A 12,320-nucleotide genomic window follows, 5' to 3' on the forward strand; every position below is an offset into this window, starting at 1 on the left:
GACTATGGTTTAATTCTTTTTAAGAAGAGCACACTTACTCAATATGCACTTTGTGAGGTTTATCATAACAACAAGTTGCCCATTGTGCAAATTTACTCATTGTGCAATTATTTTATATGACGGCTATTCTGTGAATCAATGCTTCAACTCCTGAGGAATTGAATGTTATAATCAATAAAAAAACTTGGGGCGATAACGAGATATGAGTAGTCGTAAACAAAGTTTATTGGAAACAGCACTTGCACTATTTTTAGAGCATAGCTATGCAAATACAACAATCCAGATGATCCTGGATCAATCAGGTGTATCCAAAGGCACATTCTACAAATTCTTCAGTTCAAAAGAAGATTGTTTATATTCGATTATTGATCAGCGCATGCAAGAGGATGTTTTCATTCGCAAAGAACTTGAACAAAATCACTATACATCGGATTATGACCTGCTCGTAGACCAGATTGCGATTCCTATGTCCGTACCTAATAAAGAGCGAGTATGGGAATTATATTGGACTGGCTTTTATTCAGGGGAGATTAACTCAGCCAAACTGGCTACAGTTCACCTAAAATGGCTGTCTACACGCTTGGTTCAGGTGTATGGGAACGACATTAGCTTATATGCCAACGAAGGGGCAATATTGTGCTACGGCATATTACATCAGATTGCCAACACATCAAGAAGTTTAAATACGCAAAAACCGGTATGGAGCGAATTGGTTCCAAAAGTACTAACGTACATTGAAGTGATCCTAAGAACAATGCACCAGAGAAATGAACATATTTTCGATTTTCAGTCACTCTATTTCCTGAATGCGGATGAGCGTAACCATGATAAGGGTCTGGACCTCGATAATCTATTGGAAGATTTTGATGAGTTCAACAATCGTGTTCAAAAATCCAAGGAGTCTGCTTCATTGAAGCAACTTTCGAAGGGGCTTTTGGCGTTATTACAAGATAAAGAGGATATAAATATTCCTGTAATCGAAGTGGTACTTCAAGCGTTTCACAAAGAGTACAAGTCCAGTGCATTTCAATCCGAAGCCAATAGAGTGACCGAAGCCTGTTGGTGGTATTTGGAACTGGTGAAACAACGTAATTAATATGGGGTTGGCTAATAGCTGACCTCTTTTTTTATACTTTTTTATGCTTATAATTATCAATATTATACTATACGTATATGAATAAAATATTGTTATAACAGTCGTTTATTGACGTTATATCTATGAAATTTGAAATTAAATATACGAGTGGTATATAATCGAAATGAACATATATTTCCATAGATTTGAATAACTTCACTTCGAAAGGAAGATGTATATGACTAACTCGAATAACCAGACCTCAGAAAAAGTAGAATTTAGTTTATTTAGCGAAGAAAATAGTAAAGATCCATTTGCCATGTTTGCACAGATGCGTGCCAAAGGCTCCGTTGTCCCTATTCCTAATCCGATGGGTGGTGAAGGGCAAACCTGGATAGTAACTCGGATGGACGTCGCCATGGAAGTGTTGAAAGATCATGCTCGATTTACGGTCGATATGAACTCGATTGATCATGGCAATGATATTCGAAAGAATCTCTCAGGCGAGCTTGGTTCGTCGGAACCTCAAACTTTTTTTACCGGAAAGTCGATGCTCTTTGTGGATGAACCGGATCATCGAAGATTGAGAAGCTTAGTGTCCAAAGCATTCACTCCAAGATATATGGAAAGCCTGCGTCCGCGTGTCCAGGAAATTGCCGATGAATTAATTGATCAATTTGAAGGGAAAGGAGAGATGGATCTTGTAAAAGACTATGCCTATCCATTTCCAATCAACGTTATTTCCGAGATGCTGGGTATACCACAGGAAGATCGACCTCAGATCCATGTATGGTCTGAAGCCATTGCAAAAGGTCTTGGTTTTGGTAAACAGGACCCTGCAGTAGCGCAACATTTGCGATCATTCGCAGAGTATACCGCTCAGCTTGTGGCGAACAAACGAGTAGAACCTTCAGATGACCTCATCAGTCAATTAATTGCGATTGAGGAGGAGGGGGATCGACTGAATGAGGATGAATTAATATCCATGATCACATTATTAATATTTGCTGGACATGAGACAACTTCCAATCTGATTGCAACTGGCTCTTATCTTCTTCTGACCCATCCCGAACAACTGAAACAACTTAAACAAGATCTGAATCTGGTTCCTTCTGCGGTGGAGGAGTTGCTACGATATAACGGACCCGCCACTTCTTCAGGTCCCCGTTATGCAACGCAGGACACGGAACTGGATGGACAATTGATTCAAAAGGGAGATGTTGTGATTCCTCTGTTGAAATCAGCGAATCGGGATGAGCAGCAGTTCAATGACCCCGAAGAGTTGGATATTGAACGCAAAATAAAACGGCATTTGGCCTTTGGACACGGCATCCATATGTGTCTTGGCGCTCCACTTGCTCGTGTGGAGGGAGACGTGGCGTTTACTACGCTTTTACGTCGACTGCCGGATCTTCAGCTCAGTGTTCCCCAGGAAGAGATTCATTGGCACTCCGCTTTGTCATCACAAGGATTGGCATCATTGCCTGTTAAATTTTAATAGATGAACTTAGGTTGACTCAATGGAGTATGACGAATTTTCGTCATACTCTTTATTTGTGATGATGATAGAATGGAATGAACAAGAAGCATGCCAAGGAATTGTACAATGCTAAATGTGAAGGATAAAGTTGGGTACATAATTTTTGTGGTGGAGGTAAACCTTATGAATAAAGATGAATTTTTCATGCATAAAGCCATTGAGATTGCTCTGCAAGCCCGCAAAGATGGTAACGAACCATTCGGCCCATGATCAATTAGCGGAAATTGCTGGCAGCAACATTATGATCGCCTGTGAAGAAGTATTTGAGAAAAGTCCTCAAAAGCCTGAAGTAGTGGGGGAATTACTGGGCGCAGAAGGCTTAAAAGTATTCGAAGGATATCAATTTCATTCTTAGTCCTCGTTCGGACAAAAAATTAATTTTTAATTATTGCTTGATTTTTTTTTCAACGTCTGATAGTGTAAGACCTGTGATTTTGGGAAGTTGATTTATCAATATGAATTAGAGCTTTCCAGCAGATAATTTTGACCACTTCACCAGGAAGTTAAGGCCATACGGACAGCCGGGTCAAACGCCGATTGGCAACTTACGTTGCTTTATTGATTGAGTTCAAAGCTCAAATTTTATAAGTTGGTTACTTTACAACCAGTGCAATTGCACATCAACTTGTGAAACGGTCAATAAGAGTGGTAAAGGCGAATTATTTGCTATATAGACTCTGATCCAATATTGATATACATGAAGGAGCTTTCCGCCAAAGGAGTTCTTGTGAACTTTTTTGGTCATGGAGACTTCACGTCTTTTTTATGATGTATATCGATAAGCAAGTGTGATGATGCGCGATTGCGGGCATTTTTCACCTTGCTTTTTTTGTTGTCTTGTTGTCGTTACTGTATCAAACAAATTAAACCAATTAAAAAAAATACATATTGGGATAGGAGAATGTAAAATGGGAAAAGCACTAATCATCGGCGCCGGCGGCGTTGCTTCCGTGGCAGTACACAAATGCGTTCAAAACAGCGAAGTTTTTGAGGAAATCTGCATCGCGAGTCGTACAAAATCCAAATGTGATGAACTCAAAGCCAAGCTGGACGGCGGAAAAACAAAAATTACAACAGCACAAGTTGATGCTGACAATGTTGACGAACTGATCGCTCTGATCAACGAAGTTAAACCGGATATCGTTATGAACCTTGCTTTGCCGTATCAGGATTTGACAATCATGGATGCTTGCCTTGCAACGAAAACAAATTACATGGACACAGCTAACTATGAGCCACATGATACAGCGAAGTTTGAATACAGCTGGCAATGGGATTACAAAGAGCGTTTTGAACAAGCAGGCATCACTGCTTTGCTCGGAAGTGGATTTGACCCGGGTGTAACTGGCGTATTCTCCGCTTATGCCCTGAAGCATTACTTCGACGAAATTGAGTACATCGACATTTTGGACTGCAATGGCGGCGACCACGGCTATCCTTTCGCAACCAACTTTAACCCTGAGATCAACATTCGCGAAGTTTCTGCGAACGGAAGATACTGGGAAAACGGTGAATGGATCGAAACGAAACCGATGGAAATCAAACGTGTCTACGACTTCAAAGAAGTTGGCGAGAAAGACATGTACCTGTTGTACCATGAGGAACTGGAATCTTTGGCAAAAAACATGCCAGGTCTGAAACGTATCCGTTTCTTCATGACATTTGGTCAAAGCTACCTGACTCACTTGAAAGCTCTTGAAAATGTAGGCATGACTTCAATCGAGCCTATTGAATATGAAGGTAAACAAATTATTCCATTGCAATTCTTGAAAGCAGTATTGCCTGATCCAGCGTCCCTTGGACCACGCACTGTAGGTAAAACAAACATCGGTTGTATTTTCAAAGGTAAAAAAGATGGTCAAGACAAAACATATTATGTTTACAATATCTGTGATCACCAAGAGTGCTACAAAGAAGTGGGTTCCCAAGCGATCTCGTACACAACAGGCGTTCCAGCTATGATTGGTGCAGCAATGGTCATGACAGGCAAATGGAACAAACCAGGCGTATTCAATGTAGAAGAGTTCAACCCGGATCCATTCATGGAAGAGTTGAACAAATGGGGTCTCCCATGGGTAGAAGACTTCAACCCGGTACTCGTTGACGAGCTGCCAGAAGAAGTTAAAGAATCGGAGCTTGTTCGTTAAAATGCGGTTCGAGCAATTACCGACGCCATGTTTTGTTGTTGACGAGGGGCTTATCGAGAAAAATCTGAAAATCCTGAACGGTGTTATGCAGCGTACAGGTGCCAAAATCGTGCTGGCTCAAAAAGCATTCTCCATGACTGCGATGTATCCGCTGATTGGAGAATACCTGAGCGGTGCTACGGCGAGCGGTCTGTATGAAGCACGCCTGGGCCACGAGGAAATGGGCAAAGAGAACCATGTCTTTGCTCCGGCATACCGCGCAGAAGAGATCGACGAGATTATCTCCATCTGCGACCATATTATTTTTAATTCTTTTTCACAGCTTGCCAAATTCAAGGATAAGGCGCTGAAGGCTGGCCGTAAGGTCGGCTTGCGCGTCAATCCTGAATGCTCTACCCAAGAAGGGCACGAGATCTATGATCCGTGTTCTCCGGGTTCGCGTTTTGGCGCGAAACAAGAGGATTTCCAAGCAGATCTGTTGGAAGGTGTCTCCGGACTGCACTTCCACACGCTGTGTCAGCAAAATTCCGATGATCTGGAGACTACGCTGAACGCAGTTGTTGAAAAGTTCGGACAATGGCTGCCACAAATGGAATGGATCAACTTCGGTGGTGGACACCATATCACACGTGAAGATTATGATATTCCAAGGTTGGAAGCTTGCATCAAGCGTATGCAGAATGATTATGGCCTGGAAGTATATCTGGAGCCGGGAGAAGCTGTTGCGCTGAACGCCGGTTATCTGGTGACTTCTGTGCTGGACTTCCATAAAAACGGTATGGACATCGCCATTCTGGATACTTCAGCTACATGCCATATGCCGGATGTGCTGGAAATGCCATATCGTCCGCCGCTGATCGGTTCGGGCGAAGTGGGCGAGAAAGCCCATCTGTATCGCCTAGGTGGACAAACCTGTCTGTCTGGGGACGTGATTGGGGATTATTCATTCGATCAGCCTTTGCAAGAAGGTGACCGTCTGGTATTCGAGGACATGGCGATTTACTCCATGGTGAAAACCAACACGTTCAACGGCATGCCACTTCCAGCGATTGCAGTCAAAAGAAAAGACGGCGATTGCGAAGTTGTTCGCGAATTTGGATATCAGGATTTCAAAATGAGGCTGGCATAATACTTCATTATATAGTAAGCATTGAATATAAATACAACGAAGGGAACCTGGAGACAGGTTCCCTTTTTAACGTTAACTGATGTTTAACGATTAGATTTAATGATGTTTATCAGTGAGGTTAGATGAATGTTTATCGGTATTGAGCATACTTAGTTTCGACTTCAGTTTTCGGCTTAATTTTGTGGTTTCGAGGCTGCTCTTGCGGCGTATGGAAAGATCGGTTCTCTGAGTTTAAAGTCATACGTTAACCCGTCCACAATGCCGACTACACTCTCACTGTCATACAACTCCAGCAAAAAACCAGCCATTTGTTTCGCCGTATGGAATTTGGGAACTCTGCCCTCATATTCAAACTCCTCTACATTAAAGGAATGTTTCGCAAATTCCGTCTCGGTTGCAGCCGGAGCGAGCACTTTGGCTTGCAATGCTGCGTTCTTGCCTTTCAACTCCTGCGCAAGCCCTTCTGTAAAGGCACTTACATAGAACTTGGTTGCGCAGTAAGTTACAGCATCGGCTACAATTGTATATCCTCCACCAGACGAAATATTAATGATCTGTGTGCCATCGATGTCTGCATAATCACGTACATACTGGGAAGAAAGAATCGTAAGAGCTTCTATATTTAGATGAAGCATCTGCTCAATTTTGGGCAGGTGTTGTTCGCCCACGGAAGCAAAATTCCCGAATCCGGCGTTGTTAATCCACGTCTCAATAGAATAATCCTTAAGACTTTCATAGAATTCATGCACATTAGTGCCAATGGAAAGATCCACTGTACGAATGACAACATCCAGATCAGGATTGATTTCAGCAACTTTTCCTTTTAACTTGTTCAATTCATCGGTTCTGCGTGCTGCCAGGATCATATTTTTGCCACGAGCTGCAAAAGCTAATGCCGCTTCATATCCAATACCTGAACTGGCACCGGTAATCACTGTGTATTTCATGGGAATTCCTCCTGGATCTGATTTCGTTTTTTATTGTGATGTGAGCACGAGTTGATTATACTGATTAGAGCTTACTCTAAGTCAAGCTCGAATATAGAGGGGAGGTTAACCATGCATACCATTGGTGAAGTGGCAGATTTACTCCATATCAGTGCACATACGTTGCGTTATTATGAGAAAGAACAGATTGTAACCCCTCTCCGAGATGCCAGTGGAGACAGGAGATACAACGAGTCCCACCTGAAATGGCTTCAATTTGTGATCAAACTAAAAGAGACCCAGATGCCCATTGCTACCATTAAGAAGTATGCATCCTTATTCCAGGAAGGGGAGCATACAGCGGCAGATCGCTTAAAGCTGCTGGAGGAGCATAAAGAGTCAATTCAAAAACAGATGCACATACTTAACACAGCCGATGAGATGCTTGAGCATAAAATTTCGTCGTACCGTACGTTCATCGGGCAATGATATAACACATACCAATGCCGATCTATTTGCCAAAACAGTGATTTTTATTATAGACTGTTTTTTATCGGTTGCTCATCAAGGGGGAAATGGAATGCATCAAATCAGGAAACAAAAATCAAACAAGTTAAAGATCCTCTCCAAAGTATTATTGATTATCATTGGGGGATTTATAACGGCATATGGTCTGGAAGCCATATTGATCCCGAATAATGTCTCGGATGGTGGTGTCACAGGCCTGAGTATCGTAGGATCACAGCTGTTTGGATTACCACTCGGGATGCTCATCGGGATTATTAATATTCCATTTGTGTGGCTCGGGTACAAGCAGATTGGTAAAAGTTTTGCGTTATATTCGATCATCGGTATTGCTTCACTGGCGATCAGCACTAGTCTGATGCACCATGTACCAACCATCATCGAAGGCGATACTTTGCTCGTTACGGTTGTCGGCGGGATTATTATCGGTTTTGGTATGGGACTTGCATTACGTAATGGCGGGGCACTGGATGGCATAGATATGCTGGCTGTACTCCTTTCGCGCAAAGTACCTTTTGGAACCAGTGATCTCATTCTGTTCCTCAACATGTTTGTCTTTATTGTCGTTTCTACCGTGTTCGGTCTGCAAGGAGCGATTTTGTCAGGACTTGCGTATTTTATTGCTTCCAAAGTAATACATATTGTTGAAGAGGGATTGAGCGGCTCCAAAACATTTAAAATTATTACGAATCAACCTGAAATTATGGTTGAAACCATTCGTGACCGACTAGGTCGTGGTGCAACGTACACCGAGGCGTACGGTGGATACTCTAATGAACAATTCAAGGAAATTACTTGTGTCATTAACCGGATGGAAGAGAGTAAAATTAAAGATATTATTCATGAAATTGACCCATCTGCCTTTGTAGTTGTATACGATGTAGCTGAAGTAAGAGGCGGCAATTTCAAAAAGAAAGATATTCACTAACAATATTAATCACTATAAAAAACGCGCTAGAGAGGATCTCTTGGCGCGTTTTTTTGTGTACAATACATATTATTTATGAATACTTCGGGCTGCTCCTGCTAACATTTTTCAGTGAATATGGTACTAAAACTGCTGTCAACTCCCTCAATAAACAAAGGCACAGCATAAACAACGCCGATATCTGATAAATCCTGGTTTAAATTCATATCCTCAATGACCAGAATGAATTTGCCATCTACGCGATCTTTTCCCAAAATCTTCTGATGGAAAGCGATAGCTTCATCCTCATGTAGTGAAGAGCCCGCAGAGATCATATCCATGCCAATTGCTCGTAGTGAATCAAACACCATGAGGTAACTGGCAGCAGATGCGGCAAACCCAGGGTTATGATCACTATAACGAACAGGGTCTGAGGAACGGAGCTTCCCAAAACCTGTGCGTATGAGCAGCAAATCAGAGCTTGCAATCAGGTGCTCATATGGCTCCAGATCGGCTTTAGTGATCAATTCATCATCACTTTTGGGAATGTCAAGGATCGTGGGATAGTGGAAGATAAAATCGTCAAATGGAAGCTCACTCAGTTTTTTTCCTTTGGGGTTAAAGTGCCAAGGCCCATCAATATGAGTGCCGCTATGGTTGAGGGATGTGATGATAAATTGATTGTACGGGTCTCCTTGAGCTATGCTTGATTGCTGCTGGATCTCAACTGGAGGATTATCTTTATATACTGGAGTATTTACGCTAAGCGGATAGGATAAGAGCAGACGTTTCATCAGTTGTTCTCTCCTCTATAATCGATGTGCACAGTTCTGGACAAGCACCCTTTCCATAGTGAAACGGCTAAACAGGCTCTTTCAACTATTGATGCTAATGGCAAGCTTGAGCTCATTTTATGTAAGCATTTTGAACCTCATGCATAACTAGAGTTCACTTATGGAAAACTTCTGTAGTGCGAACAAATAATATGGTTTTATTAATGGGAGGTTAACATAGTGACAAAGCAGGACCCGCAAGAGCTATTGAAACAAAAACACGAATTGGATGAGCAAAAAAGGCAGTTCACTAATTTTTCCCGAAATATCTCAGGTCATGGTGAGGTTGAAGCTGGCCAAGAGTTCAGTGTTGACCGGGTACCAGATGATCAAAATCGTATGAAATCGGTTGAGAACAGACGTGGCGAAGTCTAAAACGTTACAACATAAGCCGATCCTTTCACGGATCGGCTTATTCATGCGAAGCATTGTAACAACAGAGGACTATGTATGGTAGTTGCACAAAAGAGAGGATATAGATGGTGGTCAATCGTTGTAAAAGGTCGTATATTATTACTATGTGGATTGTGGAGTGAGCATGGACCACATCGCAAAATGATAAACGATTTTACATAGAAGGACGGGAAAAAATGGACTTTAAACCGCTTGCTACATTTATTGACCGCATGACATCCTGGCGTATACCGTGGGCTGAGGTATTGGTGATGCATCGAAATGATACCGTTTTCCATTACCGTAATGGTTATGCCAATCTGGAGGACAAAACGCCTATTAGCGATGGAGCAATCTTCAATCTATACTCCATGACCAAAATCATGACCTGCGTGGCAGGACTGCAACTAGTGGAGAAAGGTGAAATGCTGTTAAGTGATCCACTGTCCGATTATCTGCCGGAATATGCCGATATGACGGTGAAGAAAACGATGGCGAACGGAGAGATTCGACTGGAAAAGGCGACAAGAGCCATTACAGTACGCGATTTGTTCACCATGACGGCTGGGTTCTCCTATGACGTGGGTAGTCCAAGCATTCAGGAAGCTGTAAAAAGCACCCACGGAACACTGCCAACACGTGAGTTCGCGAGAGCGCTTGCGAAGGAACCGCTTTTGTTTGAGCCAGGAACGCATTGGAATTACAGCATGTGCCATGATGTGCTCGGAGCCTTGGTGGAAGTTGTAAGTGGTAAAAGCTTTGGTGCGTATCTCCGGGACGAAATCACCGGACCACTTGGCATGAACGATACAGCGTTCAATCTGAACGATGAGCAGCAGAAACGCCTTATTCCGCAGTATGCTTACAATGATGAACTTGAAAAGGCTGTACGTATGGATGGTAATGGATTCCGTGTAGGTACCGAGCTGGAGAGCGGTGGCGCAGGGTTGCTATCAACCGTTAGCGATTATGCACGGTTTCTGAACGCACTTACTGGACGTGGTACAAGTCCTGAAGGTGTACGCATTTTGTCACAAGCTTCAGTGGAACTGATGCGAACGGATCATCTGAACGAGATGACTCGCGGTGATTATTCGTGGGATCATATGTATGGATACGGCTATGGATTAGGTGTCCGTACACATATCTCCAAAGCACGCAGTGGTTCGCTGAGTCCGCTTGGTGAATTTGGATGGAGTGGTGCTGCTGGTTGTATGGCTATTATTGATCCGGATTCAGAGCTTACGGTCATGTATGCCCAGCATTTGCTGAACAGTCAGGAAGGATATGTTCAACGACGCTTACGTAATGTGATATACTCCTGCCTATAATTATATCGTTTTCGTATATATATGAAGAGCCGCTAATCAGCGGCTTTTTTATGTGATATGGATTAAAAACAATGAATTGGATTGTTATATATTTCTTTATTAGAAAGGGTATGTTATCATTCTTAGGAAAATAGTACTAGTAGGAGGACATGCTTATTGAATATGAACCTATATTAATTACATAGTTTGATCAAGATTACAATCTAGCAAGTAGCTGTTTGAATGTTGAGATTATGCACGATTTAAAATTAAAAAAGAGATTTTAGATTTTTATTTTTTACTCAAAGGAGAGTCAACAATGATATACCCTAAACACAACGCAAAATGGGCTTCCCTAGCCTTACTTACCATAATCGGCTATGTTCTGAGCGCATTGCTTCTGCTACCACCCAATGCCGCTGCCAAAGGAGAGCAAATCTCAGCCAAACAGCTGGAAAGTATGAGCCGGCTTTCATTTACGCTTCGTGATGCCAAGCAAACTGCATACACCGTTTATATTTTTGCTTATGATGAACAGAAAAGTACGCTGACCGAAGAAAATGGTTGGACGAACAATAAAAAAGGCGACAAGAGTTATTCAGGAACGTATCGTGCGGCCTTGCTGAAAAAAGGTGCAGCATACGGAACAGTGCAAGCAGCAAAACTGGATCTGAATACGATTATTTTGCCTCAAACCTGGAACTTTGTTGTGAAAAGCAAAGAGGCTAGTACACCAGACATGTTGATGATCACCGATTGGGGAACTTCTAATTTCAATGAGGTGAAAACGTATATTGTTCGTTCCGGGGAATTGCGCCGTGTAACATATGTCGATAATAAGGGTAAAAAAATCGACGATTCCTACTCTGCAAGCAGAGATGATGGAATCCGTACTCTTTCAGGTACCCGAGTGCAGTTCAAAAATTACAACAACCTTCAATTCGTCTATGGGGTAGATACGTTTAAGCTGAATGTGAACAAATTGGAAATGCGGTTGGAAGATACGCGCAACCTTCGTACAAGAGATTGGCCGAACTCAGGTGTTGGCGATCGTGCTTACCTGAAAAGCCTGAAGGACGCTGCATTAAAAGGTGCATTGCCTGGGCGAACGGACATCAAGATTGGTATGACGCTTCAAAATGCGCAAAAAAAGCTGGGGAAACCCAATTCTCGTTCAAATGAAGAATGGGGAGCGTTCTATTATTATTCTAAATTCGGCGTTGGATTTGATTCATATATGCACGAGCTTACCAATAAATCACGTATTGCCGTTTTTGATTTGTACAATGAGAAGCAGAATCTTTCACCATGGAATGTAAGAATATGGATGGGAAAACCTTCCTCAGAATATTACAATGAAGTCGTTGGTGGTTATGAGATGGTATACCAATTGGGTAATCACGCCATTGTATTCAATTATGAAGAAGAAGAGGACTTGATTGACTTTACGAGTATTTATTAAGGTATAGCATCGTAAAGAAATGAAAGCATAGCTTCATCATATTTACAAAAAAAAGCCGCTGATCAGCGGCTTT

12 protein-coding genes are annotated in these 12,320 nt (G+C 42.2%); 10 read left to right on the forward strand and 2 right to left on the reverse strand.

What is annotated here, in order from left to right; all coding sequences use genetic code 11:
* The first annotated feature begins 202 nt into the window (after positions 1-202).
* The 5 genes from NKT06_RS14455 (at position 203) to nspC (ending at position 5,891) form a co-directional block, all read left to right on the forward strand.
* Positions 203-1,096 carry a TetR/AcrR family transcriptional regulator gene (locus tag NKT06_RS14455; protein WP_253435509.1) on the forward strand — a complete coding sequence of 298 codons (894 nt, stop codon included), beginning with the start codon at positions 203-205 and terminating at the stop codon, positions 1,094-1,096.
* 217 nt (positions 1,097-1,313) lie between these two features.
* The gene (locus tag NKT06_RS14460; RefSeq protein ID WP_253435512.1) at positions 1,314-2,573 is read left to right on the forward strand and encodes a cytochrome P450 family protein; all 1,260 of its coding nucleotides are present in this window, start codon (positions 1,314-1,316) and stop codon (positions 2,571-2,573) included.
* Between the two features lie 226 nt (positions 2,574-2,799).
* The gene (locus NKT06_RS14465) at positions 2,800-2,970 is read left to right on the forward strand and encodes a hypothetical protein (RefSeq protein WP_253435516.1); all 171 of its coding nucleotides are present in this window, start codon (positions 2,800-2,802) and stop codon (positions 2,968-2,970) included.
* A 553-nt stretch (positions 2,971-3,523) separates the two neighbouring features.
* Positions 3,524-4,762 (forward strand): saccharopine dehydrogenase family protein, encoded by a 1,239-nt coding sequence (locus NKT06_RS14470; protein WP_215078946.1) that lies wholly within the window; start codon positions 3,524-3,526, stop codon positions 4,760-4,762.
* A gap of 1 nt (position 4,763) precedes the next feature.
* Positions 4,764-5,891, forward strand: coding sequence for a carboxynorspermidine decarboxylase (nspC, locus tag NKT06_RS14475; RefSeq protein ID WP_253435520.1), 1,128 nt, complete (start codon positions 4,764-4,766; stop codon positions 5,889-5,891).
* Positions 5,892-6,064: 173 nt separating this feature from the next.
* Here the strand turns inward: nspC and NKT06_RS14480 are convergent, their stop codons facing one another.
* Positions 6,065-6,838, reverse strand: coding sequence for an SDR family NAD(P)-dependent oxidoreductase (locus NKT06_RS14480; RefSeq protein ID WP_253435523.1), 774 nt, complete (start codon positions 6,836-6,838; stop codon positions 6,065-6,067).
* A 111-nt stretch (positions 6,839-6,949) separates the two neighbouring features.
* Between NKT06_RS14480 and NKT06_RS14485 the strand changes: the two genes are divergently transcribed.
* Both NKT06_RS14485 and NKT06_RS14490 read left to right on the forward strand, forming a co-directional pair.
* Positions 6,950-7,306, forward strand: a complete 357-nt coding sequence (locus tag NKT06_RS14485) for a MerR family transcriptional regulator (protein WP_253435527.1) — start codon at positions 6,950-6,952, stop codon at positions 7,304-7,306.
* 91 nt (positions 7,307-7,397) lie between these two features.
* Positions 7,398-8,270, forward strand: a complete 873-nt coding sequence (locus NKT06_RS14490) for a YitT family protein (protein WP_253435530.1) — start codon at positions 7,398-7,400, stop codon at positions 8,268-8,270.
* Between the two features lie 98 nt (positions 8,271-8,368).
* Here NKT06_RS14490 and NKT06_RS14495 read toward each other — a convergent pair whose 3' ends face one another.
* Positions 8,369-9,043, reverse strand: coding sequence for a cyclase family protein (locus NKT06_RS14495; RefSeq protein WP_253435533.1), 675 nt, complete (start codon positions 9,041-9,043; stop codon positions 8,369-8,371).
* Between the two features lie 219 nt (positions 9,044-9,262).
* On the opposite strand from NKT06_RS14495, the gene NKT06_RS14500 reads away from it, so the two are divergent.
* The 3 genes from NKT06_RS14500 to NKT06_RS14510 all read left to right on the forward strand — a co-directional run bounded on the left by NKT06_RS14500 (position 9,263) and on the right by NKT06_RS14510 (position 12,247).
* Positions 9,263-9,457 (forward strand): hypothetical protein, encoded by a 195-nt coding sequence (locus NKT06_RS14500; RefSeq protein WP_017688524.1) that lies wholly within the window; start codon positions 9,263-9,265, stop codon positions 9,455-9,457.
* Positions 9,458-9,672: 215 nt separating this feature from the next.
* The gene (locus tag NKT06_RS14505; protein WP_253435537.1) at positions 9,673-10,806 is read left to right on the forward strand and encodes a serine hydrolase domain-containing protein; all 1,134 of its coding nucleotides are present in this window, start codon (positions 9,673-9,675) and stop codon (positions 10,804-10,806) included.
* A gap of 298 nt (positions 10,807-11,104) precedes the next feature.
* Complete coding sequence (locus NKT06_RS14510) at positions 11,105-12,247, forward strand: DUF4309 domain-containing protein (RefSeq protein ID WP_253435539.1); 1,143 nt, start codon at positions 11,105-11,107, stop codon at positions 12,245-12,247.
* Positions 12,248-12,320: the final 73 nt, after the last annotated feature.

The organism is Paenibacillus sp. 1781tsa1 (assembly GCF_024159265.1).
In the GTDB taxonomy this organism is placed as follows: domain Bacteria; phylum Bacillota; class Bacilli; order Paenibacillales; family Paenibacillaceae; genus Paenibacillus.